The sequence below is a fragment of the Enterobacter sp. DC1 genome (genome assembly GCF_000568075.1).
GTDB classification, from domain to species: domain Bacteria; phylum Pseudomonadota; class Gammaproteobacteria; order Enterobacterales; family Enterobacteriaceae; genus Enterobacter; species Enterobacter asburiae.
The window spans coordinates 78,076-102,552 of the sequence record NZ_AZUA01000008.1; the positions used below are offsets into that span (position 1 = coordinate 78,076).

Consider the following 24,477-nt stretch of genomic DNA (forward strand, 5'->3'; position numbering starts at 1 on the left):
GCAGGCCTGGCCACCCGGGCAGCTAAGCTGCTCTATTGTTCACGTTTGGTGCATATCAGCAGGGTATGACCGACCCCAAGGTTGTCCAGCCGCTGTTCAACGCTGAAACCTGCGCTCTCCAGATAGCGATAAAACTTCTCTACGCTGTAAAACCGGCTATTACCATTCGCCATACAGGTGAAATAGAGCGAGGTGGCATTCAGGCTGAAAGAGGCTGCTTCAAATTTCTGAGCATCCCAGAAAAGCTCCATGATGCACAAACGTGCGCCTGGCTTCATGGCCTGTGCGACGCGCGTCAGCATGGCGACAATCTGATCCGGAGAGAAACAATCCAGGAACTGGCTCATCCACCAGACGTCGGCGTCACCCGGCAATGTTGCTGGGCTAAGCATATCGACAGCATGGAATGCAATACGATGAGAAAAACCTGCTTTTGCGATGTTTTCCTGCGCCAGCGCTATCTGCTGCGGCAGATCGAGGATCGTCACGGCAACATTTTCGTCATAGCGGCAGCAGCGTAACGACCATTTACCCGTATTTCCGCCCACATCGTACAATTTTGTCGGCGAGCTTGCGAATATATATGGCAAAGCAGCGTCAAAAGCGGCGTCAGAATAGTAATGATCGAAGGCGAACCAGCTCTCTTTCGCCGGAGCAGGCAATTGGGATAACGCCGGGTAGATGGTTGGCCAGTTGCCAAACACGGCTAATCCGGCCGGTTTTTCCTCCTGCAGGGCGTCCGCCAGGTGAAATAGCCCCTGATAACAAACGTCCTGGGTGAAATCCATATTTACGCGGGTCATTTCGTCGTGCAGTAAAAAATGGCCCACTTTCGCCAGGAAATAACGTCCATTCTGTTGGGTAACGATTCGACCGCTTAATCCCATATCCAGCAGTACGCTGACGCCATAGCTGCCGAGCGTGCTGTGTTCGGTTATTTCCTCGAGGCTTGCCCCCTCTTTACCTTGTTTATCGAGCCAGGCGAGAACGCCTGAGTTACGCAGACAAAGCGCAGTCTGGAATAACATCGGAGCAAAGGCGATGCGTTGCGCTTCGGTAATGGCATCCAGTGCGCTGAGTGTGTCCTTTTCGTACATTACTGCGTAACCTTTGAGGGCAATAAAGAGAGGTTATCGGGCCATACGCGGCCCGACTTTAGAAAAATATTACAGCGCTGCGCCTGCGGAGAGGTTCAGCTGAATATCGTGGTCGAGGTTATTCACCCAGCGGTTATAATTTTTGTGGATTTTACCGTCTGCCGCTTTCAGGTTAAGGCTGTTTTCATAGTTGATTGAATAGCTTGTTGCCGTGTACGGAATACTCACCTGGACCGAGTGATCGCGTGACTGCAGACGCCCTTTAATCATTCCCGGGCCGGTTTCCGTCATGATCCAGTCGCGTTTTTGGCCTGCTTTCAAAATTGCCGTTTTTACCTGATCGGCAGTATGGCCTGTGCTTACAATAGAGTGAACCTGAGCGATTGGCGCGGTACGCGCGCAGCCTGCCAGCGCGCCAACGAATACGGCAGCAGCACACCATTTAACGATCTTTTTCATCAACAACTCCATATCAATAATAACAATTAAAGGCAGTAGTTTTTACAAATAATATTCATCCGGCTTTTTGTTAGCGCCAGGTGTAATTTTTAATCAATATTAATGTTTGCATTACGTTGAAGCGAAGGTGGGAATAATAACATGGAAAAGAAATAAGGATTTCATTTTTTATAATTTGCGTTAAATCATGAATTGCGTTTGAACGTAATGCGCGTGGCGTAATTAAAAACAGAAAGAATATCGCCTTAACGCAAATAAAAATACCGCGACGGATTAGGGACGCGGTAATTTACGGTGTATTACTGACGGTTTAAACTTACCTGTACAGGCAGGTCCGTTACCCGGGTAATCGGCTTTTCGGCCTCCCCGGCCCGAGCAGGATCGCCAGCTTGCTGCCGCCTTTGGTGGTCTCCATCCAGATTTTACATACGCTGGTCAGAGGAACCGACAGCAGCATACCGACCGGGCCCAGCAGCCATCCCCAAACCAGTAAGGATAAAAATACCACCAGCGTCGACATGCCCAGCCGGTGCCCCATCATGCGCGGCTCAAGAATATTGCCCAGCACCATATGCACCACGAGGAACAGCGCGCCGACCAGCATGCATTCGTAGAATCCGTTAAACAGAAACGCCTGAATCATCGGCGGTACGGCGGAAAGCACCGCGCCAATATTGGGCACGTAGTTCAGCAGAAAGGCCAGCACGCCCCACATCAGCGCGAACTGCACGTCCATCAGCATCAGCCCCAGCCAGACAATCACCCCGGTCCAGACGCTCAGGAGCGTTTTCAGCGCCAGATATTTGGAGACGCCCTTCAGTGCCCGGTGTAAGCCGGCAATGTGAATTTGTGGATTGTTCAGCGCAAAGCGCAGCTTGTAGGGGACGTGGCGAACTTCGAACAGCATAAACACAACGGTCATGACCAGCAGCAGAATGCTGGCCATCGCGCCGGAAAGCCCCGTCATCAGGGTGGTGGCATAGGTCATGACCTTCTCGGAGTCCATCCTGCGCAGCATCCGTTCGGGTGAGATATGCAGATTAAGGAAGGGGACCATCTCCTGCAGCGCGACAATCTTACGCGTCAGCTCTTTATTGTACTGCGGCAGCATAGTGGAGAATTCGCTCAGCGATGCCGCCAGCACGCCGAAGAGCGCCGTCAGGCCAATCAGCATCACGATGACGACGATGGTGATAGCTACCGGACGGCTGACGCCCCGACGTAAAAACCAGGTGACCAGAGGATTAAGCACGATGGCAAAAAAGAGCGCCAGCAGGAGCTGAACAATAATGTCAGCGGCAGCATGGATACCCGCAAGGATAACCACCAGGCAGGCGAGTTTTAATAAGATGTGGAGTCCAGCTTTGTCGGACGGGTTAGCGATCATGCGTGTTCCTTAATATGATGACCCGATAAGTGTAGTGCCCGGGCTTCGCTTCGTCTGGCACCGTTAATCTGAAAGTCGGGGCTGATTTTCTTATTGCGCCGTGGTAATAGTGAAACACTGTTGTAAAAATTCCAGGTAAAACCCCATGCCCGAACCTGCCGCTGAACCGGCACTGAGCGGACTGCGCCTCAATCTGCGCATCGTTTCCGTTGTGATTTTCAACTTTGCCAGCTATCTGACCATCGGCCTGCCGCTGGCGGTCCTGCCGGGCTATGTCCATGACGTGATGGGCTTCAGCGCCTTCTGGGCGGGGCTGGTGATAAGCCTGCAATATTTCGCCACGCTCCTCAGCCGCCCGCATGCCGGGCGCTACGCGGACACGTTCGGACCAAAAAGCATCGTGGTGGTGGGACTGTGCGGCTGTTTCCTCAGTGGCCTGAGCTACCTGCTTGCTGCCACCACCGGCCACTGGCCGCTGGTCAGCCTGGCGCTGCTCTGCCTGGGCCGCGTCATTCTTGGCATCGGGCAAAGTCTGGCGGGAACCGGCTCAACGCTGTGGGGCGTGGGGGTGGTAGGCGCGCCGCACATTGGCCGGGTGATCTCCTGGAACGGGATTGTCACCTACGGTGCGATGGCGCTAGGGGCGCCGCTCGGCGTGGCCTGCTATGCGCTTGGCGGGCTGTATGGGCTGGCCATCACCATTATGGCGGTCGCGCTGCTGGCAATCCTCTTTGCGCTGCCGCGCCCGAAAGTGAAGGCCAGCAAAGGCAAGCCGCTGCCGTTTCGGGCGGTGCTGGGGCGCGTCTGGCCGTACGGCATGGCCCTGGCGCTGGCGACCACCGGCTTCGGTGTGATCGCGACTTTCATTACCCTGTTCTACGACGCCAAAGGCTGGGACGGCGCGGCCTTTGCGTTAACCCTGTTCAGCTGTGCGTTTGTTGGCGCGCGCCTGCTTTTTCCTAACGGCATCAACCGTCTGGGCGGGCTGAACGTGGCGATGATCTGCTTTGCGATAGAGATTGTCGGGCTGCTGCTGACCGGAATAGCTATGGTGCCCTGGGTCGCGAAAGTGGGCGTGTTCCTCGCGGGGGCAGGCTTTTCACTGGTCTTCCCGGCGCTGGGCGTGGTGGCGGTAAAAGCCGTGCCGCAGCAGAATCAGGGGGCGGCGCTGGCGACCTATACGGTATTTATGGATATGTCTTTAGGGATTACCGGCCCGCTGGCGGGGCTGGTGATGGCCTGGGCAGGGGTTCCGGTGATCTATCTTGCCGCGGCGGGGCTGGTGGTGATAGCGCTGCTGCTGACGTGGCGGCTAAAAAAATGGCCCCCGGTGCAGGCACCGGAGGCCACGTCATCGTCGTGAAGCGTTACTGGATCACGATGGTGTTAATGATGTTTTCAGCAGCCGTCTGCGCTTTCTGCTGATCTTCTGCTGGCAGAGTGATCTGCAGGGTCAGCAGTTTGTTATCAACCTTGCCCAGCACCACAGAAGAGTATGCGGTCTGGCCTTTTGCAGAGATGATGCTGTCGAGCTGTTGCAGCGTGTGGCCTTTCAGCTCGATGGATTTATTGGTGACGACCTGCAGCTGAGGATCGCGGCCGCGCTGCTGATCTTCCAGACGTTTGGACAGGACGGCCAGGTCTTCGCTGGTGTCGTCGCCCACAATCACAATGACCGCTTTCTGCCCGGTTGCGTCGGAGTAAACGTGCATGTTGTTCGCCTGGGTGCCCAGCTTGCCGCTCTGGTCAGTCATATCGGCTGGCAGAGAGAAACTGAGTTTGCCATCCATCAGATTCACCGGCTGGCCGGTCGCGTTGCTCTCTGCGGATGCGCCCTGAGCAGGCGTTTTCGTGTCGCTGTTATCACAGGCTGCAAGACCCACAACCAGCAGGCCAATCCCGACATATTTAACCAGATTGCGCATTGACTTCTTCCTTTCGATAAACGGCCATAACGGCTCATTCGCTCATCTTATCACAACTGATAAAGCGAACCCTTAACCAGCCTGCAATGCCGTGATTTCAGATTTATCTGCCAGCCTTTTCAGCAGCATATTGAGCAGCACGCCGTACATCGGCAGGAAGAACACAATGCTGATGAGCACCTTGAAGCAGTAGTCCACCAGCGCGATTTCCATCCAGTGTTCAGCCATGAACGCATCCGGGCTGCGCCAGAAGGCGATGAAGAAGAAGGCCAGCGTATCGCTCACGTTACCGAACAGCGTGGAGGCGGTTGGCGCCATCCACCAGCGATGATTCTGACGCAGGCGGTTAAACACATGCACGTCGAGGATCTGCCCCAGCGCGTAGGCCATAAAGCTTGCCGCGGCGATACGGGCAACAAACAGGTTGAAGTGGGTTAACGCCTCAAAGCCCTGCCAGCTTCCCATATAAAACAGAGACGAAATCACGTACGAGATGAACAGCGCCGGGAGCATGACCGAAAAAATAATGCGGCGAGCCAGCGGTGCGCCAAAGATACGCACGGTCAAATCCGTCGCGAGGAAAATAAACGGGAAGCTGAACGCGCCCCAGGTGGTATGAAAACCAAAGATGGAGATTGGGAGCTGCACCAGATAGTTGCTGGAGGTGATCACCAGCAAATGGAAAAGCGAAAGCCAGAACAACGCTTTTACGCGCTGTGATTCAGAAAACGACGTCATATTGTGACCTTTTTATACGTTGGGGTGAGGGAACCCAATAAAAACCGCAGCATGATACTGCTTTGGCAGGACATTGCAATGGTTAGTTTTTACGCAATCGTTAACCTGGTTTGCATTGATCGCAACCGGGCGTAAACTACAGCCGTTTTTACCAGACCGAGAAGACCATGACCGACCTGTTTTCCAGCCCAGACCACACTCTTGATGCCCAGGGCCTTCGCTGCCCGGAACCGGTAATGATGGTACGCAAAACCGTGCGCAACATGCAGACCGGTGAAACGCTGCTGATTATTGCCGACGACCCGGCCACGACCCGCGATATTCCAGGCTTTTGTACCTTTATGGAGCATGAGCTGGTGGCACAGCAGACCGAAGCGCTGCCGTACCGGTATTTGATTCGTAAGGGTTAAGTTTTGTAGGCCGGGTAAGGCGAAGCCGCCACCCGGCAAAAATACAGCCTCTGCGGCCTGATGCCCTCACCCCGGCCCTCTCCCACGGGGAGAGGGAGCAAACACTAAAAACGGCAATCTTTGATTGCCGTTTTGCGTTTACCTAGCCTTTCATCCACGCCCTGATCCCGTCCAGGAACATCTGCGTCGCCATCATTACCAGAATCAGCCCCATCAGGCGTTCCAGCGCGTTCACCCCTTTCTCACCCAGCAGGCGCAGGAACAGCGACGACTGCAGCAGGATGATAAACGTCCCGCCCCAGGCGATCAGCAGGGCAATCACCAGATGGCTCATCTGGTTAGGATACTGATGCGACAGCAGCATCAGCGTGGCCAGAATGGTCGGTCCGGCGACGAGTGGAATTGCCAGCGGCACAATGAACGGCTCTTCACCCGCAGGCAGGCCGCTGCTGCTGCCTTCCGCGCTCGGGAAAATCATCTTAATGGCAATCAGGAACAGAATAATCCCGCCGGAAATCGACACGGTTTCGGCGCGCAGGTTCAGGAACGCGAGAATTTTTTCACCGGCAAACAGGAAGATAAACATCACCAGCAGGGCGATGAGCAGCTCGCGGATCATGATCGCCCGGCGGCGCTTCGGCTCGGTGTGCTTCAGCACCGACATGAAGATAGGCAGGTTTCCCAGTGGATCCATAATCAGGATCAATAAAACCGCCGCGGAAATGATTTCACTCATCTTTAAATTATCCCTGATACTTAGTAGTGTTATTCCGATGATTAGCGCTTTTTCTGATTGCCGGGCAATCATCGATTAATTTCGCTTGCGACTTTGGCAGCATTTTGTAATGTGAAGCATATCCCAGTTCAATACTGGCTTGCACAATCAGCACACACCCTCAGCAGGAAAAAAATGCTATGAAAAACGTTGGTTTTATCGGCTGGCGCGGTATGGTCGGCTCTGTACTCATGCAACGCATGGTTGAAGAGCGCGATTTCGACGCTATCCGCCCGGTCTTCTTCTCCACTTCCCAGCTCGGCCAGGCTGCTCCGTCCTTTGGTGGTACCACAGGCACGTTGCAGGATGCTTACGATCTGGAAGCGCTGAAGGCACTCGACATTATTGTGACGTGCCAGGGTGGCGATTATACCAACGAAATCTATCCAAAGCTGCGTGAAAGCGGCTGGCAGGGCTACTGGATTGACGCGGCCTCTTCGCTGCGCATGAAAGACGATGCCATCATCATTCTCGACCCGGTGAACCAGGGCGTCATCACCGACGGCCTGAACAACGGCGTGAAAACCTTTGTTGGCGGTAACTGTACCGTCAGCCTGATGCTGATGTCCCTCGGCGGCCTGTTCGCGCAGGATCTGGTGGAGTGGGTCTCCGTGGCGACCTACCAGGCGGCGTCCGGCGGCGGCGCGCGTCACATGCGCGAGCTGCTGACCCAGATGGGCCAGCTGCACCACAGCGTCGCGACCGAGCTGGCAAACCCGGCGTCCGCGATCCTCGATATTGAACGTAAAGTGACTCAGCTGACCCGCAGCGGCGAGCTGCCGGTGGACAACTTCGGCGTACCGCTGGCCGGTGGCCTGATCCCATGGATCGACAAACAGCTGGATAACGGCCAGACCCGCGAAGAGTGGAAGGGCCAGGCTGAGACCAACAAAATCCTCGCGACCGCGAACACCATTCCGGTTGACGGTCTGTGCGTGCGTATCGGCGCGCTGCGCTGCCACAGCCAGGCCTTCACCATTAAACTGAAAAAAGATGTGTCTATTCCGACCGTGGAAGAGCTGCTGGCCGCGCACAACCCGTGGGCGAAAGTGGTACCAAACGATCGCGACATCACCATGCGCGAGCTGACCCCGGCTGCCGTTACCGGCACGCTGACCACGCCGGTTGGCCGTCTGCGCAAGCTGAACATGGGGCCGGAGTATCTCTCCGCGTTCACCGTCGGCGACCAGCTCCTGTGGGGCGCCGCCGAGCCGCTGCGCCGCATGCTGCGCCAGCTGGCGTAATAATTTGTTAACTACCGGGGGTGATTTTCACCCCTTTTTTTTGCGTACTACATGGAGTAACACGCGTATGTCTTATTTTTTATCAGGAGTCATCTAGAGCGTTGGCTATGCTTTAAGGAAGAGTCATTTCTTACCTGAGGTTCGAACGGAGCAGAATGGATGCACATTTTTGTGCTGTCCCGTTCAGGTCACATTAAAAGTCGTCCCGGAGCGCTTAAAAAGGACGACATAAAAAACAGGATGAATACCATGTCCGATCGTGTGGATAGAGACGTGATTAATGCGCTTATTGCGGGTCATTTTGCTGACCCCTTTTCTGTGCTTGGGATGCATCAAACTGAGGATGGCCTTGAAGTTCGGGCACTGTTACCGGATGCCACAGAAGTCTGGGTGATTGAACCCAAAACCGGCCGCAAGGTGGGTAATCTTGAATGCCTCGATTCCCGTGGCTTCTTCTCGGGCGTAATGCCCCGCCGTAAAAACCCTTTTCGCTATCAGCTCGCCGTTCTCTGGCACGGTCAGCAAAACCTGATTGACGATCCTTACAGCTTTGGCCCTCTGCTTAAAGAGATGGACGCCTGGCTGCTCTCCGAAGGAACGCATCTTCGCCCTTATGAAACCCTGGGTGCCCATGCCGATACCATGGACGGCATTACCGGCACGCGGTTCTCCGTGTGGGCGCCTAACGCCCAGCGCGTCTCCGTTGTTGGCCAGTTCAACTACTGGGACGGTCGCCGCCATCCGATGCGCCTGCGCCGGGAAACCGGCATCTGGGAGCTGTTTATCCCCGGGGCGCACCCCGGGCAGCTTTATAAATTCGAGATGATCGACGCTAACGGCAAGTTGCGCATTAAAGCCGACCCGTATGCCTTCGAAGCGCAGATGCGCCCGGATACCGCGTCGCTGATTTGCGGCCTGCCGGAGAAGGTCGTCCAGACGGAGGAGCGTAAACAGGCCAACCGTTTTGACGCGCCCATCTCCGTCTATGAGGTACACCTTGGCTCCTGGCGTCGCCACACCGATAACAACTTCTGGCTGAGCTACCGTGAGCTTGCCGACCAGCTGGTGCCGTATGCCAAATGGATGGGCTTTACCCACCTTGAGCTGCTGCCGGTCAACGAGCATCCGTTCGACGGCAGCTGGGGCTATCAGCCCACCGGGCTGTATGCGCCAACGCGCCGCTTCGGCACGCGCGATGACTTCCGCTATTTCATTGATGCCGCGCACGCCGCCGGGCTGAACGTCATTCTCGACTGGGTGCCGGGCCATTTCCCGTCGGATGACTTTGCGCTGGCAGAGTTTGACGGCACGAAGCTGTACGAGCACAGCGACCCGCGCGAAGGCTATCACCAGGACTGGAACACGCTGATCTACAACTACGGTCGCCGTGAAGTCGCAAACTACCTGGTTGGGAATGCCCTGTACTGGATCGAGCGGTTTGGCATTGACGCCCTGCGCGTCGATGCGGTGGCGTCGATGATCTACCGCGACTACAGCCGCAAAGAGGGCGAGTGGATCCCGAACGAGTTTGGCGGCCGTGAAAACCTGGAAGCGATTGAATTCCTGCGCAATACCAACCGCATTATCGGCGAGCAGGTGGACGGTGCCGTGACCATGGCGGAAGAGTCGACCGACTTTGCGGGCGTCTCCCGTCCGCCGTCATTAGGCGGCCTGGGGTTCTGGTATAAGTGGAACCTGGGCTGGATGCACGACACGCTCGACTACATGAAGCTGGATCCGGTTCACCGCAAGTACCATCACGATAAGCTGACGTTCGGGATGCTCTACAACTACACCGAAAACTTCATGCTGCCGCTGTCGCACGATGAAGTGGTGCACGGCAAAAAATCCATTCTTGACCGCATGCCGGGCGACGCGTGGCAGAAGTTTGCCAACCTGCGCGCCTACTACGGCTGGATGTTTGCCTTCCCGGGCAAGAAACTGCTGTTTATGGGCAACGAGTTCGCCCAGGGACGCGAGTGGAACCACGACGCCAGCCTCGACTGGCATCTGCTGGAAGGCGGCGACAACTGGCACCACGGGGTGCAGCGTCTGGTGCGCGACCTGAACCTGACCTACCGCCACCACAAAGCGCTGCACGAGCTCGACTTCGATCCGTACGGCTTTGAGTGGCTGGTGGTGGACGACCACGAGCGCTCGGTGTTTGTCTTTGTGCGTCGTGACAAAGCGGGTAACGAGATCGTCGTCGCCAGTAACTTCACGCCGGTGCCGCGCGAACACTACCGCTTCGGCATTAACCAGCCGGGTAAATGGCGCGAGATCCTGAATACCGACTCGATGCACTATCACGGCAGCAACGCCGGTAACGGCGGGCTGGTCCAGAGCGACGCCATCGAAAGCCACGGGCGACCCAACTCCCTGAGCCTGACGCTGCCGCCGCTTGGCACCATCTGGCTGATGCGGGAGGGCGAATGACGCAGCTTACGGCAGGTAAACCCGAACCGCTCGGCGCGCGTTTTGACGGAAAGGGTGTCAATTTCACCCTCTTTTCCGCTCACGCTGAGCGGGTAGAACTGTGCGTGTTTGACGGGGAAGGTAACGAGCACCGTTACGATTTACCCGAGCGCACGGGGGATACCTGGCACGGCTACCTGGCCGGAGGACGGCCAGGCATGCACTATGGCTTTCGCGTGCACGGTCCGTGGGATCCGGCGCAGGGGCACTGGTTTAACCCGGCGAAGCTGTTGATTGATCCGTGCGCGCACCGCGTGGACGGCGAATTTAAAGACGACCCGCTCTTCCACGTGGGCTACGGCGAGCCCGACCACCGCGACAGCGCGCCCGTCGCGCCAAAAAGCGTGGTGGTGAACGATCTTTATGACTGGGAAGACGATGCCCCGCCGCAGACGCCGTGGGGCAATACCGTCATTTATGAAGCCCACGTCAAAGGGCTGACGTACCTGCACCCGTCGATCCCCAAAGAGATGCGCGGCACCTATAAGGCGCTCGGGCATCCAACCATGATTGCCTACCTGAAACACCTCGGCATCACCGCGCTGGAGCTGTTACCCGTTGCCCATTTCGCCAGCGAGCCGCGCCTGCAGCGGCTGGGGCTAAGCAACTACTGGGGCTACAACCCGCTGGCGATGTTCGCGCTTGAGCCACGCTATGCCGCCCATCCGGAAAAGGCGCGGGACGAGTTTCGCGATGCGGTGAAGGCGCTTCATACGGCGGGCATTGAGGTCATTCTGGACGTCGTGCTGAACCACAGTGCCGAAAGCGATCTCGACGGTCCGACGCTCTCCATGCGCGGAATTGATAACCGTAGCTATTATTGGATCAGGCAGGATGGCGATTATGAGAACTGGACCGGCTGCGGTAACACGCTCAACCTCAGCCATCCGGCGGTCACGCATTTTGCTTATGAATGTCTGAAATACTGGGTGGAAACGTTCCACGTCGACGGTTTTCGTTTCGACCTGGCGCCCGTGATGGGGCGGACGCCAGCGTTCAGCCAGCAGGCGCCGCTGTTTGAGGCGATAAAAAACTGTCCGGTGCTCTCGCAGGTGAAGCTTATTGCCGAGCCGTGGGACATCGGTGAAGGCGGTTATCAGGTCGGGAATTTCCCGCCGCTGTTTGCCGAGTGGAACGATCACTACCGCGATGCCGCGCGGCGCTTCTGGCTGGAACGGAATCTGTCGCTGGGGGAGTTCGCCGGACGCTTTGCCGCTTCAAGCGATCTCTTTAAGCGCGACGGCAAACGCCCGTCGGCCACCGTCAATCTGTTGACGGCGCACGACGGTTTTACGCTCCGGGACTGCGTTTGTTTCAATCAGAAACACAATGAGGCAAACGGCGAAGAGAATCGCGATGGCACTAACAATAACCATAGCTTTAATCATGGTATAGAAGGGTTAGGCGGAAGCCTGGACGTCATCGAGCGGCGACGTGCCAGCGTTCATGCTTTGTTGACAACGCTTTTATTGTCGCAGGGCACGCCGATGCTGCTGGCAGGCGATGAACACGGCCATAGCCAGCACGGTAACAACAATGCGTATTGCCAGGACAACACGTTAACCTGGCTCGACTGGGGTGAAGCCAACAGCGGGCTGATTCATTTTACCGCTGCGCTGATCCATCTTCGCCAGCAGATCCCCGCGCTGACCGCCGACCGCTGGTGGGAAGAGGGTGACGGCAACGTTCGCTGGTTGAATCAAGACGCGCAACCGTTAAGCGCGCAAGAGTGGCAACACGGCGTACCACGCCTGCAAATCCTGCTGTCGGATAAATGGCTGGTCACGCTGAACGCGACGGATGACGTCGCAGAGATTGTTTTACCTGAAGGGGAATGGCGAGCTGTTCCCCCCTTTGCCGGAGCGGATAATCCGGTAGTAATGGCTGTCTGGCACGGGCCTGCGCACGGAGTGTGCGTATTCCAAAGATGATAAAAAAGGAGTTAGTCATGGTTAGATTAGAGAAGAACGATCCCTTAATGTTGGCACGCCAGCTACCATTAAAAACGGTTGCCCTGATACTTGCGGGTGGGCGTGGTACCCGTCTGAAAGATTTGACCATCAAGCGCGCGAAACCGGCCGTTCACTTTGGCGGTAAGTTCCGTATCATCGACTTTGCGCTCTCCAACTGTCTCAACTCGGGCATTCGCCGTATTGGCGTCATTACGCAGTATCAGTCGCACACGCTGGTTCAGCATATCCAGCGCGGCTGGTCATTCTTCAGCGAAGAGATGAACGAGTTTGTCGATCTCCTTCCCGCTCAGCAACGCGTCCACGGCGAGAACTGGTACCGCGGAACGGCGGATGCGGTGACGCAGAACCTCGACATCATTCGCCGCTACAGCGCGGAATACATCGTGATCCTCGCCGGGGACCACATCTACAAGCAAGATTACTCCCACATGCTCATCGACCACGTCGAAAAAGGGGCGCGCTGCACCGTAGCGTGTCTGCCCGTGCCCGTTGCTGAAGCGACGGCGTTTGGCGTGATGCACGTGGATGCCGACGACAAAATTATCGACTTTGTTGAAAAGCCGGCGAACCCGCCAACCATGCCGGGCGATGACACCAAATCGCTCGCCAGCATGGGGATTTATGTCTTTGATGCAGATTATCTTTATGAGCTGCTGGAAGACGACGATAAAGACGAAAACTCCAGCCACGACTTCGGTAAAGACATCATTCCGAAAATCACTAAAGCTGGCATGGCGTATGCACATCCTTTCCCGCTGTCCTGCGTGCAGTCCGACCCGAATGCGGAACCCTACTGGCGCGATGTGGGAACCCTGGAAGCGTACTGGAAAGCGAACCTCGACCTGGCGTCGGTCACGCCTGAGCTGGATATGTACGACCAGAACTGGCCGATTCGTACCCATATGGAATCGCTGCCGCCGGCCAAATTTGTGCAGGACCGCTCCGGCAGCCACGGCATGACGCTGAACTCGCTGGTGTCAGGCGGGTGCATTATTTCAGGCTCTGTGGTGGTGCAGTCGGTGCTGTTCCCCCGCGTGCGGATAAATTCATTCTGTAATATCGATTCGGCAGTCTTACTGCCTGATGTCTGGGTAGGACGCTCGTGCCGTCTGCGTCGCTGCGTTATCGATCGCGCCTGCGTCATTCCAGAAGGGATGGTGATTGGTGAGAACGCGGAAGAAGACGCGCGTCGTTTCTATCGTTCGGAAGAGGGGATCGTGTTAGTCACACGGGAAATGTTGCGGAAGCTGCAGATCAAACAGGAGCGATGATGCAGGTTTTACATGTATGTTCTGAGATGTTCCCGTTGTTAAAAACGGGCGGTCTGGCAGATGTTCTGGGTGCATTACCGGCAGCGCAAATTGCCGGAGGCGTGGATACCCGAGTCCTGCTGCCCGCCTTTCCGGATATCCGGCGCGGTATTCCCGATGCAAAAGTGGTGACCCGCCGTGAGACCTTCGCCGGACGCATCACCCTGCTGTTTGGACATTACAATGGCGTAGGGATTTACCTGATCGACGCGCCGCACTTATACGATCGACCGGGCAGCCCGTATCACGATACGAACCTGTTCGCCTACACCGATAACGTGCTGCGCTTTGCGCTGCTCGGCTGGGTCGGGGCAGAAATGGCGACGGGGCTGGATCCGTTCTGGCGCCCGGATGTGGTGCACGCGCACGACTGGCACGCCGGGCTTGCCCCGGCGTATCTCGCGGCGCGCGGCCATCCGGCGAAATCGGTCTTTACCGTGCATAACCTGGCGTATCAGGGGATGTACTATGCCCATCACATGAGTGAAATCGATCTGCCATTATCGTTCTATAACATGCACGGGCTGGAATTTAACGGGCAGATCTCGTTCCTGAAAGCCGGGCTCTATTACGCCGACCATATTACCGCCGTGAGCCCAACCTACGCGCGTGAGATCACCCAGCCGGAGTTTGGCTACGGCATGGAAGGGTTGCTGCAACAGCGCCACCGCGAAGGCCGTCTGTCGGGCATTCTGAACGGCGTGGATGAACAGATCTGGAGCCCGGAAACCGATCTCCTGCTGGCGGCGCGCTATGGCCGTGATTCCGTGGAAGACAAAGCGGAAAACAAACGCCAGCTGCAGATTGCGATGGGCCTGAAGGTTAACGATAAAGTGCCGCTGTTCGCGGTGGTCAGCCGCCTGACCAGCCAGAAAGGGCTGGATCTGGTGCTGGAGGCTCTGCCCGGTTTACTGGAGCAGGGCGGACAGCTGGCGCTGCTCGGCGCGGGCGACCCGGTGCTGCAGGAAGGTTTCCTTGCCGCCGCGGCGGAACATCCGGGGCAGGTGGGCGTGCAGATTGGCTATCACGAAGCGTTCTCGCACCGCATCATGGGCGGCGCGGACGTCATCCTGGTGCCGAGCCGTTTCGAACCCTGCGGCCTGACGCAGCTTTACGGCCTGAAATACGGCACGCTGCCGCTGGTACGCCGCACGGGCGGGCTGGCAGATACCGTATCCGATAGCTCTCTGGAAAACCTGGCGGACGGTATCGCCAGCGGGTTTGTCTTTGAGGACAGTAATGCCTGGTCGCTGCTTCGGGCGATTCGGCGTGCTTTCGTCTTGTGGTCCCGTCCATCGCTCTGGCGTTACGTTCAGCGTCAGGCGATGTCCATGGACTTTAGCTGGCATGTCGCGGCGCAGTCATACCGCGATCTCTATCAACGCTTGATGTAACGAGGCGAAGTTACTGATATGAACGCTCCATTTAGCTACTCTTCACCCACGCTCAGCGTTGAGGCGTTAAAGCACTCCATCGCCTACAAGCTGATGTTCACCATCGGGAAAGATCCGGTTATTGCGAACAAACACGAGTGGCTGAACGCCACCCTGTTTGCGGTGCGTGACCGTTTAGTGGAACGCTGGCTGCGCTCAAACCGCGCCCAGCTCTCGCAGGAAACGCGTCAGGTTTACTACCTGTCGATGGAATTTTTGATTGGCCGCACGCTTTCCAACGCGCTGTTGTCGCTCGGTATTTATGACGACGTCAAAACCGCCCTCGAAGAGATGGGGTTAGATTTAGAAGAACTGATCGACGAAGAGAACGACCCGGGCCTCGGCAACGGCGGCCTGGGGCGTCTCGCCGCCTGCTTCCTCGACTCGCTGGCGACGCTGGCGCTGCCGGGCCGCGGCTACGGTATTCGCTACGACTACGGTATGTTCAAACAGAACATCGTCGATGGGCGCCAGAAAGAGTCGCCGGACTACTGGCTGGAGTACGGCAACCCGTGGGAGTTCAAGCGCCACAATACGCGCTACAAGGTGCGCTTTGGCGGGCGTATCCAGCAGGAAGGCAAAAAATCCCGCTGGGTCGAAACGGAAGAGATCCTGGCCGTAGCCTACGACCAGATTATCCCCGGCTATGACACCGATGCCACCAACACGCTGCGCCTGTGGAGTGCCCAGGCCAGTAGCGAAATTAACCTCGGTAAATTCAACCAGGGTGACTACTTTGCGGCGGTGGAAGATAAAAACCACTCCGAGAACGTGTCCCGCGTGCTGTACCCGGACGACTCGACCTACTCCGGCCGCGAGCTGCGCCTGCGTCAGGAGTATTTCCTCGTCTCTTCGACGATCCAGGATATCCTCAGCCGCCACCATCAGCTGCACAAAACCTACGCCAACCTGGCGGAGAAAACCGCGATCCACCTTAACGACACCCACCCGGTGCTCTCCATTCCGGAGCTGATGCGCCTGCTGATCGACGAGCATAAGTTCAGCTGGGACGACGCGTTTGAAGTGACCTGTCAGGTGTTCTCCTACACCAACCACACGCTGATGAGCGAAGCGCTGGAAACGTGGCCGGTGGACATGCTCGGCAAAATCCTGCCGCGCCATCTGCAGATTATCTTTGAGATTAATGACTACTTCCTCAAGACTCTGCAGGAGCAGTATCCGAACGATACCGGGCTGCTGAGCCGCGCGTCCATCATTGATGAATCAAATGGTCGCCGCGTGCGCATGGCCTGGCTGGCGGTGGTCATCAGCCACAAGGTCAACGGCGTGTCCGAGCTCCATTCGAACCTGATGGTGCAGTCGCTGTTTGCGGACTTCGCGAAGATCTTCCCGACGCGGTTCTGCAACGTGACCAACGGCGTCACGCCGCGCCGCTGGCTGGCGCTGGCCAACCAGCCGCTCTCTGAGGTGTTGGACGAGAATATCGGCCGTACCTGGCGGACCGATTTGAGCCAGCTGAGCGAGCTGGAACAGCACATTGATTTCCCGACGGTGAACAAAGCCGTGCGCGAAGCCAAGCTGCTGAACAAAAAGCGTCTGGCGGTCTGGCTGGCGATGCACCTCAACGTGGTGGCAAACCCGAAAGCGCTGTTCGACGTTCAGATCAAACGCATCCACGAATACAAGCGTCAGCTGATGAACGTGCTGCACGTGATCACCCATTACAACCGCATCAAGGCCGATCCAACGGCCGAATGGGTGCCGCGCGTGAAGATCTTCGCCGGTAAGGCGGCCTCCGCCTACTACATGGCGAAGCACATCATTCATCTCATCAACGATGTGGCGAAGGTGGTTAACCAGGATCCGGACATTGGCGATAAGCTGAAGGTGGTGTTCATTCCGAACTACAGCGTAAGCCTGGCGCAGATGATCATACCGGCGGCGGATCTCTCTGAGCAGATTTCTACGGCGGGTACGGAAGCATCCGGCACCAGTAACATGAAGTTTGCCCTTAACGGCGCGCTGACCATTGGTACGCTTGACGGGGCGAATGTCGAGATGCTGGAGCACGTGGGCGAAGAAAATATCTTTATCTTCGGTAATACGACGGAAGAGGTCGAGGCGCTGCGCAGAAAAGGCTACTCGCCGCGTCAATATTACGAAGAGGATGAAGAGTTACGCCAGGTGTTGACGCAGATCGCGACCGGCGTGTTTAGCCCGGATGAACCGAGCCGCTATCGCGATCTGGTGGACTCGCTGATTAACTTTGGCGATCACTACCAGGTGCTGGCGGACTATCGCAGCTACGTGGACTGTCAGGATAAGGTGGACGAACTGTATCGTCAGCAGGAGAAGTGGACCAGCGCCGCGATGTATAACATCGCCAATATGGGGTATTTCTCGTCCGACAGGACCATCAAGGAGTATGCCGAGACCATCTGGCATATTGATCCTGTGAGGTTGTAAAAACAAAGCCCGGTGGCGCTGCGCTTACCGGGCCTACGGGATCGAGTAGGCCGGGTAAGGCGGAGCCGCCACCCGGCTTTTTTCAATTACGACGCCAGCGACAGCTCACGCTTCCCCGCATTTTGCAGTAACCACTGCGCCACGCGAGACTGCTGCTCGGCGTTGAGCCACATCCCTTCTTTGGTACGACGCCAGATTGCATCATCCAGGCGACGAACCCACTCGTGCTCAACCAGGTAGCGCAGCTCGGCTTCATACAGCTCGTGGCCGAAATGTTCGCCCAGATCCGCAATGTCCTTCGCATCGCCCAGGAACAGCTCGGTATTGCTGCCGTAGGTGCGGGCATAGTGGCGCGCCATTCCTTCGGTGATGAACGGGAAGCGACGGCGCAGCTTCGCGGCGTAATCATCGCGGTTATCGCCGATATCACCGCCGGGCAGTACCGCGCCTTTGGTCCATGCCGGGCCAATGCCTTTATAGTACGGAGCCAGTTTTTCCAGCGCGTGCTCGGCCAGCTTGCGGTAGGTGGTCAGCTTGCCGCCAAACACGGAAAGCAGCGGCGCCTGACCGTCAACGTCGTGAATATCGAGCGTATAGTCGCGGGTAATCGCCTGCGGTGAGTCAGACTCGTCATCGCACAGCGGACGCACGCCGGAGTAGGTCCAGACCACGTCATCGCGTGACAGCTGTTTCTTAAAGTGCGCGTTATACACTTTTAGCAGGTAGTTCACTTCGCTCTCGTCGATCTCGACGTTCTTCGGATCGCCTTTGTACTCCACGTCGGTGGTACCGATGATCGAGAATTCGTCCATCCACGGGATCACAAACACGATGCGCTTGTCTTCGTTCTGAAGAATGTAGGCCTGCTTCTGCGTATGCACGCGCGGCACCACAATGTGGCTGCCCTTGATAAGGCGAATGCCGTACGGGGAAGGCAGATGCATGCCGTCGTCGAAGAACTGCTTAACCCACGGGCCGGTAGCGTTCACCAGGCCGCGCGCTTTCCAGCTGAATTTCTCGCCGGTATCGATGTCTTCCGCTTCCACAATCCACAGGCCGTTTTCACGACGGGCAGCGGTCGCGCGGGTGCGGGTTTTCACCTCGCCACCTTTCTTCTCGACCATCTGGGCATTCGCCAGCACCAGACGCGCGTCGTCCACCCAGCAGTCGGAATATTCGAAACCGCGCACGATTTCAGGCTTAAGGACCGATTCTGAGCCAAAACGCAAACCTTTCGAACCCGGGAGGCTGGTGCGTTTACCCAGATGATCGTACATAAACAGACCAATTCGGATCATCCACGCCGGACGCAGATGCGGGCGATGGGGCAGGCGGAAGCGCATCGGAATAGCCAGATGCGGTGCCATTTTCAGCAGCACTTCACGTTCGGCCAGTGCTTCACTGACCAGGCGGAATTCGTAGTGTTCCAGGTAGCGCAGGCCACCGTGAATCAGTTTGGAGCTGGCGGACGACGTCGCGCAGGCGAGATCGTTAGCTTCCAGCATCAGTACGGATAAACCGCGTCCTGCGGCATCGACCGCAATACCGGCACCGTTGATGCCACCGCCTATCACAATCAGATCTTTGGTTTCCATAACACCCTCATGCACTTTCGTTAAAGCTCAGAAATGTTCGATATCGCTCATAATAGCAAAGGAACGCGCTTTTGGTAACATCAAAAAAACAATTTAGAGTGATATGGATAACATAATGGCGTTTACCCGCCGCCAGGACGTACACTACGGGGTAAAATAGTGCGGTCTGATAGCCCTCACCCCAGCCCTCTCCCACGGGGAGAGGGTATGGTGAGGGGAAAAACGCACCACACCTGAATATAAGATGAGAACACCATGGATCAGTTTGAATGTATTAACGTAGAAGAAGCCCACCAGAAGATGCACCAGGGAAAAGCGGTGCTGGTGGACATCCGCGATCCGCAGAGTTTTGCGATGGGCCACACGCCGGGCGCGTTTCATCTCACCAACGACACGCTGGGCGCGTTTATGCGCGATAACGACTTCGAGACGCCGGTCATGGTCATGTGCTACCACGGCAACAGCAGCAAAGGTGCGGCGCAGTATCTGCTTCAGCAGGGCTACGACGCGGTGTACAGCGTCGACGGCGGTTTCGATGCCTGGCATCGTCATTTCCCGGCAGAAGTTGAATACGCTTTTGAGCGCTGATCCCGCTATACTGTCCCCTTTTGTGTGGAAATAAGCGACCGCTGCCCATGTTGATGATCACCTCTTTTACCAACCCGCGCGTCGCCCAGGCGTTTGTCGACTATATGGCGACGCAGGGCGTTATTCTGACCATTCAGCAACATACGCAGACCGACGTCTGGCTGGCCGACGAGAGCCAGGCCGCGCGCGTAAACGAAGAGCTGGCGCGTTTTCTTGAGAACCCCGGCGACCCGCGCTATCTGGCGGCCAGCTGGCAGTCCGGGCAGACCGGCAGCGGATTGCACTACAGCCGTTTTCCCTTCCTCGCCACCATCCGCGAACGCGCGGGCCCGTTTACGCTGCTGCTGATGGCGGCCTGCATTATCGTCTTCATTATTATGAACGTGGTGGGCGACCAGAGCGTGATGATTGCCCTGGCCTGGCCCTATGACCCGTCTCTTGAGTTTGACGTCTGGCGCTATTTTAGCCACGCGCTGATGCACTTCTCGGTGATGCATATCCTCTTTAACCTGCTCTGGTGGTGGTATCTCGGCGGTGCCGTTGAAAAGCGTCTGGGCAGCGGCAAGCTGATCGTTATCACCCTTATCAGCGCCCTGCTGAGCGGCTATGTGCAGCACAAGTTCAGCGGGCCGTGGTTCGGCGGGCTGTCGGGCGTCGTGTATGCCCTGATGGGCTATGTCTGGCTTCGCGGGGAGCGCGATCCGGAAAGCGGCATCTATCTGCAGCGCGGATTAATAACCTTTGCATTAATATGGCTAATTGCCGGATGGTTTGATCTGTTTGGTATGTCTATCGCCAACGGTGCACACGTCGCCGGGCTGGCCGTGGGGCTGGCGATGGCGTTTGCCGACACGCTCCATGCGCGAAAACGAACATAATTCTCAGGGATAATTGATGAAACAAACACAACGTCATGACGCTATTATCGAACTGGTAAAAAAACAGGGATACGTCAGCACCGAAGAGCTGGTGGAGCAGTTTGCCGTCAGCCCACAAACCATCCGTCGTGACCTGAACGACCTGGCCGATCAGAACCGCATTCTGCGCCACCACGGGGGCGCGGCGCTGCCGTCGAGTTCAGTCAACACCTCCTGGCACGACCGTAAAGCCACGCAGACGGCAGAGAAAGAGCGTATTGCCCGCAAGGTCGCCAGCCAGATCCCAAACGGGGCGACGCTGTTTATTGATATCGGCACCACGCCGGAAGCGGTGGCCCATGCGCTGCTGGATCACGAGAACCTGCGCGTGGTCACCAACAACCTGAACGTGGCCAATACCCTGATGCAGAAAGACGATTTCCGCATCATCCTCGCGGGCGGCGAACTCCGCAGCCGCGACGGCGGGATTATCGGCGAAGCGACGCTCGATTTTATCTCTCAGTTCCGTCTCGACTTCGGCATTCTCGGGATCAGCGGCATCGACAGCGACGGCTCGCTGCTGGAGTTTGATTATCACGAGGTGCGCACCAAGCGTGCGATTATTGAAAACTCACGCCACGTGATGCTGGTGGTGGACCATTCGAAGTTTGGCCGTAACGCGATGGTAAACATGGGCAGCATCAGCATGGTGGATGCGGTTTATACCGACGTGATGCCGCCAGCGGGCGTGATGCAGGTGATTAAGGATAATAATTTGCAGCTGGAATTGTGCTAACGGTTGTGTCGGGTGGCGCTGCGCTTACCCGACCTACAAAACCCGTAGGCCCGTGCAAGCGTAGCGCCGCCGGGCAATGAATTACACTCCGTATCCCATCATCTTCAACAATTGCTGCGCATGCTGCACCGCATCCTGACGATGCGCCACGCCCAGCTTCTGATACAGATTGCGGATATGCGTTTTGATGGTGGTCGCCGCCACCGCCAGCTCGCCGGCAATCTGCTCGTTGCTGTAGCCTGAATAGATCAGCCCCAGAACCTGCCATTCGCGCTGGGTGAGCGGGCTGGTGCGGATAAGCTCCGGCACTTCCGGGTGGTTCAGCAGACGTTCAACGAAGTTCTCATCAAAATGCGCAAACTTGTGCCGATGATGCTGGTTTATCTCGCGCAGAATGCGCTGGGCGCGATGCTGATCCAGCTCCGGCAGCGTGTTGAGCTGAATAAGCTGACGCAGCTGCTGCGCCATCACTTCACCTTCAATCACAAAGTGGCTGATAAACCCGGTGCGGTTAGCCAGCTGCAGCGCTTCCAGCAGCACGCGCTGGGCATCGTTTTTACGACCCGCCTGCCAGTAAAGCTGGTTCAGAAGCAGCAAGTTACGGTTCAGGTCGCTCATCAGACGCAGGCTGCGCGCGTTTTCGTTCAACTCTTCCAGCACAATCTCTGCGGGCTCTAAATCACCGAGCAGGATCTGCACGCGGGCGATGTTGCGCCACTGGCTCTGCAGGAAGTGGTTGTTAGCAAATTCCGGTTTTGGCGTCTGACGCAGCCAGTTGGCGGCGGATTTTTTATCGCCGGTCATCTGCCAGTAAATCACCCGGACCTTATCGGCGTTAGAGACCCAGTCGCTATGATACTGACCGTTGCCGAGCAGGTTCTCCAGGCGGTTCAGATGGTTGCGGGCGTTATCGAGATCGCCGCGCGCCAGCGAGCACTGCACCAGCAGCGCCAGGCACTGCAGCTGCTGCTGAGGCTGGAAGCTGGAAAGGACATCCACGCCCTGGCGGGCGCAGCTTTCCGCTTCATCCAGACGCGACCATGCCCACAGCAGCTGAGCGCGAATACGCAACAGGAACTCGTGCATCGGCAGCTGTTCCAGATGCTGTTCACGAATCAGTTGGAACGCTTTTTCCTGGTTTTCCCAGGCGGCCTGCAGGAACCCCTGCGCGAATAAAATCTCGCTCTGTTGGATCAGGCTCCACAACGCGTAATGCCAGACATCATGACGACGCGCCATCTGTTCGGTTTGCTGCATCAGTGAAAGCGAACGGGTGAGGTCGCCCTTGCAGTGCAGAACCTCGCCGTGCACCGAGGTCGCAACGATGCGGCTGTAGAAGTTAGCCAGCGGCAGTTCATCCAGCGCGACCATCGCCAGCCGTTCAGCTTCGTCCGGGTCGCCGTCGTTAATGGCCACCTGAGCGCGTAGCGCGTTAAATTCGCCGTGCAGGGTGGTATCCATTTCGCTTTCCATCTCCTGCTCGGCGCGCGCCAGCAGGGTGTTCACTTCGCTGTAGCGGTGCTGGCTCTGCATCAGCCAGGCCTGCAGCAGCACCAGACGCGGGTTCTCCAGCAGGCTTTCCCACGGCAGTGCTTTGAGAGACTCTTCCAGCAGGGTCAGCTCGCTGTGGTTAAACAGGCCCCACGCATGATTAAGGAGAATATCGCGCAGCATGCTGGCATCGCCGGCGGCCAGCGCGTGGTGGATGGCCTCGCTCGGGAAGCCTTGCGCCATCCAGCTTTCGGCAGCGGCGCGGTGGATCTCCGGCAGTTCAACCGCCAGTTCCCACTGACAGCGCTGGCGCAGGAAGCTGCCAAACAGCGGGTGATAGCTAAACCACTCGCCCGGATCGTCCATGCGCGTCAGGAAAAGGCCCTGACGTTCAATCTCTTCGAGCTGCAGCTGGCCGTTTTCACAGCCCGTCACGCGCACGATGAGCGCATCGTTCATGGAACGCAGCAGGGAGCTTTTCAGCAGGAAATTCCGCGTCGAGGGATCGACGCTGTCCAGCACCTCATCCACGAGGTAGTCAGAAAGGTGGCTGGCGTTGATGCCCGCCAGACGCCGGGCAGACTGATGAGCCGGACTGTTGTTTTGTCGGGCAGAGAGCGCGATAAGCTGCAGCGCCGTGGCCCAGCCGGCAACGTCATCACACAGACGGCTGCTCTCGGCGGCCTCAATCGGTGATGTCAGGCGGCAGTCAAAGAACTGTTTCGCTTCCTGGTGGGTAAAGGCCAGCTGCTGGCTGCCCACTTCCAGAAGCTGATCGCGCACGCGCAGGTTGGCGATACCCAGCTGCGGCAGGTTGCGTGACAGCACCACTAAAGTCAGGTTTTCCGGCTGATGGCGCAGGAAGAAACGCATCGATTCATGAATCACCGGGTTAGTGATGAGATGGTAATCATCAATCACCACGTAAAGCGGGCGATGCCATTCGGCCAGTTCGATAAACAGCTGAGAGAAAAGGGAGGACAGGCTGGCGTACTGGCGCTTTTGCACCATTACCTCACTGGCGACGCAGTGTCCATGGGTGGCTTGCTGTATGGCGGCAATCAGATAGCTGGCAAAGCGCTCCTGCTGGTTATCGCCCTCGTCGAGGGAGTACCAGCCAAGATCGCTTTTACCCGCGGCCCATTGCGAAATGAGCGTTGTTTTTCCATAGCCTGCAGGGCTCGTAACCAGCGCCAGTCGGAAATTATGCGCGCCGGAAAGTTTAGCCAACAGACGCTCGCGGACCACTGTATGGTCAAGACGAACCGGGCGACTTAATTTAGACGGAATCAACATAGGTTTCACTTCACTGTGGGGAACGAGAGATTTTATTTTTTTTGCGCTTCGTAATTAATAGGATATAAGGTCGAACAGAAAGAGAACTATTGCAAGTTATGTCTGGGTTTTGTGGTTCTGAATTTGCACTCTGTCACAAAACATTCAGGCAAATGTTGGAACTTTCTCGAAAGGGCCGTAACGCCGCGTCACTGCTGGATT

General features: G+C 57.0%; 19 protein-coding genes. 11 read left to right on the forward strand and 8 right to left on the reverse strand.

Going from position 1 to position 24,477, the window contains the following annotated elements:
* Positions 1 to 32: 32 nt before the first annotated feature.
* The 3 genes from P346_RS03325 to P346_RS03315 all read right to left on the reverse strand — a co-directional run bounded on the left by P346_RS03325 (position 33) and on the right by P346_RS03315 (position 2,943).
* Positions 33 to 1,097, reverse strand: a complete 1,065-nt coding sequence (locus P346_RS03325; protein ID WP_032662220.1) for a methyltransferase — start codon at positions 1,095 to 1,097, stop codon at positions 33 to 35.
* A 69-nt stretch (positions 1,098 to 1,166) separates the two neighbouring features.
* Entirely contained in the window at positions 1,167 to 1,556 is a 390-nt protein-coding gene (locus P346_RS03320; protein ID WP_032662223.1) for a hypothetical protein, read from the reverse strand.
* 337 nt (positions 1,557 to 1,893) lie between these two features.
* Positions 1,894 to 2,943 carry an AI-2E family transporter gene (locus P346_RS03315; protein ID WP_032662225.1) on the reverse strand — a complete coding sequence of 350 codons (1,050 nt, stop codon included), beginning with the start codon at positions 2,941 to 2,943 and terminating at the stop codon, positions 1,894 to 1,896.
* 145 nt (positions 2,944 to 3,088) lie between these two features.
* On the opposite strand from P346_RS03315, the gene P346_RS03310 reads away from it, so the two are divergent.
* A complete protein-coding gene (locus tag P346_RS03310; RefSeq protein ID WP_032662228.1) occupies positions 3,089 to 4,306 on the forward strand; it encodes an MFS transporter in 1,218 nt (405 codons plus the stop codon).
* A 4-nt stretch (positions 4,307 to 4,310) separates the two neighbouring features.
* Here P346_RS03310 and P346_RS03305 read toward each other — a convergent pair whose 3' ends face one another.
* Both P346_RS03305 and P346_RS03300 read right to left on the reverse strand, forming a co-directional pair.
* Complete coding sequence (locus P346_RS03305; RefSeq protein ID WP_023309515.1) at positions 4,311 to 4,868, reverse strand: DcrB family lipoprotein; 558 nt, start codon at positions 4,866 to 4,868, stop codon at positions 4,311 to 4,313.
* Positions 4,869 to 4,940: 72 nt separating this feature from the next.
* Complete coding sequence (locus P346_RS03300; RefSeq protein WP_032648297.1) at positions 4,941 to 5,606, reverse strand: 7-cyano-7-deazaguanine/7-aminomethyl-7-deazaguanine transporter; 666 nt, start codon at positions 5,604 to 5,606, stop codon at positions 4,941 to 4,943.
* A 167-nt stretch (positions 5,607 to 5,773) separates the two neighbouring features.
* Here P346_RS03300 and tusA point away from each other — a divergent pair, with 167 nt between their 5' ends.
* Positions 5,774 to 6,016, forward strand: coding sequence for a sulfurtransferase TusA (gene tusA / locus P346_RS03295; RefSeq protein WP_008503071.1), 243 nt, complete (start codon positions 5,774 to 5,776; stop codon positions 6,014 to 6,016).
* A gap of 142 nt (positions 6,017 to 6,158) precedes the next feature.
* Here tusA and yhgN read toward each other — a convergent pair whose 3' ends face one another.
* Positions 6,159 to 6,752: an NAAT family transporter YhgN gene (gene yhgN / locus P346_RS03290; RefSeq protein ID WP_003861574.1), complete on the reverse strand. Its 594-nt coding sequence runs from the start codon at positions 6,750 to 6,752 to the stop codon at positions 6,159 to 6,161.
* 179 nt (positions 6,753 to 6,931) lie between these two features.
* On the opposite strand from yhgN, the gene asd reads away from it, so the two are divergent.
* From asd to glgP, 6 genes are all read left to right on the forward strand, one after another.
* Positions 6,932 to 8,035 (forward strand): aspartate-semialdehyde dehydrogenase, encoded by a 1,104-nt coding sequence (asd, locus tag P346_RS03285; RefSeq protein ID WP_032662235.1) that lies wholly within the window; start codon positions 6,932 to 6,934, stop codon positions 8,033 to 8,035.
* A 249-nt stretch (positions 8,036 to 8,284) separates the two neighbouring features.
* Positions 8,285 to 10,471, forward strand: coding sequence for a 1,4-alpha-glucan branching enzyme (gene glgB, locus P346_RS03280; RefSeq protein WP_032662352.1), 2,187 nt, complete (start codon positions 8,285 to 8,287; stop codon positions 10,469 to 10,471).
* Entirely contained in the window at positions 10,468 to 12,441 is a 1,974-nt protein-coding gene (glgX, locus tag P346_RS03275; RefSeq protein WP_032662237.1) for a glycogen debranching protein GlgX, read from the forward strand. Before glgB ends, glgX begins: the two co-directional genes overlap by 4 nt.
* A 17-nt stretch (positions 12,442 to 12,458) precedes the next feature.
* Positions 12,459 to 13,754: a glucose-1-phosphate adenylyltransferase gene (gene glgC / locus P346_RS03270; protein WP_023309510.1), complete on the forward strand. Its 1,296-nt coding sequence runs from the start codon at positions 12,459 to 12,461 to the stop codon at positions 13,752 to 13,754.
* Positions 13,754 to 15,187: a glycogen synthase GlgA gene (gene glgA, locus P346_RS03265; protein WP_023309509.1), complete on the forward strand. Its 1,434-nt coding sequence runs from the start codon at positions 13,754 to 13,756 to the stop codon at positions 15,185 to 15,187. The genes glgC and glgA overlap by 1 nt, the downstream gene beginning before the upstream one ends.
* An 18-nt stretch (positions 15,188 to 15,205) precedes the next feature.
* Positions 15,206 to 17,653 (forward strand): glycogen phosphorylase, encoded by a 2,448-nt coding sequence (gene glgP / locus P346_RS03260; protein WP_029740650.1) that lies wholly within the window; start codon positions 15,206 to 15,208, stop codon positions 17,651 to 17,653.
* 86 nt (positions 17,654 to 17,739) lie between these two features.
* Here glgP and glpD read toward each other — a convergent pair whose 3' ends face one another.
* Positions 17,740 to 19,248 (reverse strand): glycerol-3-phosphate dehydrogenase, encoded by a 1,509-nt coding sequence (gene glpD, locus P346_RS03255; RefSeq protein ID WP_032662239.1) that lies wholly within the window; start codon positions 19,246 to 19,248, stop codon positions 17,740 to 17,742.
* Positions 19,249 to 19,503: 255 nt separating this feature from the next.
* Here glpD and glpE point away from each other — a divergent pair, with 255 nt between their 5' ends.
* Genes glpE through P346_RS03240 form a run of 3 tightly spaced genes read left to right on the forward strand, consistent with a single transcriptional unit; the run spans position 19,504 to position 21,489 of the window.
* Entirely contained in the window at positions 19,504 to 19,836 is a 333-nt protein-coding gene (glpE, locus tag P346_RS03250; RefSeq protein ID WP_006177908.1) for a thiosulfate sulfurtransferase GlpE, read from the forward strand.
* Between the two features lie 47 nt (positions 19,837 to 19,883).
* A complete protein-coding gene (glpG, locus tag P346_RS03245) occupies positions 19,884 to 20,714 on the forward strand; it encodes a rhomboid family intramembrane serine protease GlpG (protein ID WP_032662243.1) in 831 nt (276 codons plus the stop codon).
* 16 nt (positions 20,715 to 20,730) lie between these two features.
* A complete protein-coding gene (locus P346_RS03240) occupies positions 20,731 to 21,489 on the forward strand; it encodes a DeoR/GlpR family transcriptional regulator (RefSeq protein ID WP_008503060.1) in 759 nt (252 codons plus the stop codon).
* Between the two features lie 81 nt (positions 21,490 to 21,570).
* Here P346_RS03240 and malT read toward each other — a convergent pair whose 3' ends face one another.
* Complete coding sequence (gene malT / locus P346_RS03235; protein WP_032662245.1) at positions 21,571 to 24,276, reverse strand: HTH-type transcriptional regulator MalT; 2,706 nt, start codon at positions 24,274 to 24,276, stop codon at positions 21,571 to 21,573.
* Positions 24,277 to 24,477 lie beyond the last annotated feature (201 nt).

Excerpts from the sequence above, each read along its gene's own strand:
- P346_RS03325 (WP_032662220.1), bottom strand. The coding sequence starts at position 1,097 with ATGTACGAAAAGGACACACTCAGCGCACTGGATGCCATTACCGAAGCG.
- P346_RS03320 (WP_032662223.1), bottom strand. The coding sequence starts at position 1,556 with ATGAAAAAGATCGTTAAATGGTGTGCTGCTGCCGTATTCGTTGGCGCG.
- P346_RS03315 (WP_032662225.1), bottom strand. The coding sequence starts at position 2,943 with ATGATCGCTAACCCGTCCGACAAAGCTGGACTCCACATCTTATTAAAA.
- P346_RS03310 (WP_032662228.1), top strand. The coding sequence starts at position 3,089 with ATGCCCGAACCTGCCGCTGAACCGGCACTGAGCGGACTGCGCCTCAAT.
- P346_RS03305 (WP_023309515.1), bottom strand. The coding sequence starts at position 4,868 with ATGCGCAATCTGGTTAAATATGTCGGGATTGGCCTGCTGGTTGTGGGT.
- P346_RS03300 (WP_032648297.1), bottom strand. The coding sequence starts at position 5,606 with ATGACGTCGTTTTCTGAATCACAGCGCGTAAAAGCGTTGTTCTGGCTT.
- tusA (WP_008503071.1), top strand. The coding sequence starts at position 5,774 with ATGACCGACCTGTTTTCCAGCCCAGACCACACTCTTGATGCCCAGGGC.
- yhgN (WP_003861574.1), bottom strand. The coding sequence starts at position 6,752 with ATGAGTGAAATCATTTCCGCGGCGGTTTTATTGATCCTGATTATGGAT.
- asd (WP_032662235.1), top strand. The coding sequence starts at position 6,932 with ATGAAAAACGTTGGTTTTATCGGCTGGCGCGGTATGGTCGGCTCTGTA.
- glgB (WP_032662352.1), top strand. The coding sequence starts at position 8,285 with ATGTCCGATCGTGTGGATAGAGACGTGATTAATGCGCTTATTGCGGGT.
- glgX (WP_032662237.1), top strand. The coding sequence starts at position 10,468 with ATGACGCAGCTTACGGCAGGTAAACCCGAACCGCTCGGCGCGCGTTTT.
- glgC (WP_023309510.1), top strand. The coding sequence starts at position 12,459 with ATGGTTAGATTAGAGAAGAACGATCCCTTAATGTTGGCACGCCAGCTA.
- glgA (WP_023309509.1), top strand. The coding sequence starts at position 13,754 with ATGCAGGTTTTACATGTATGTTCTGAGATGTTCCCGTTGTTAAAAACG.
- glgP (WP_029740650.1), top strand. The coding sequence starts at position 15,206 with ATGAACGCTCCATTTAGCTACTCTTCACCCACGCTCAGCGTTGAGGCG.
- glpD (WP_032662239.1), bottom strand. The coding sequence starts at position 19,248 with ATGGAAACCAAAGATCTGATTGTGATAGGCGGTGGCATCAACGGTGCC.
- glpE (WP_006177908.1), top strand. The coding sequence starts at position 19,504 with ATGGATCAGTTTGAATGTATTAACGTAGAAGAAGCCCACCAGAAGATG.
- glpG (WP_032662243.1), top strand. The coding sequence starts at position 19,884 with ATGTTGATGATCACCTCTTTTACCAACCCGCGCGTCGCCCAGGCGTTT.
- P346_RS03240 (WP_008503060.1), top strand. The coding sequence starts at position 20,731 with ATGAAACAAACACAACGTCATGACGCTATTATCGAACTGGTAAAAAAA.
- malT (WP_032662245.1), bottom strand. The coding sequence starts at position 24,276 with ATGTTGATTCCGTCTAAATTAAGTCGCCCGGTTCGTCTTGACCATACA.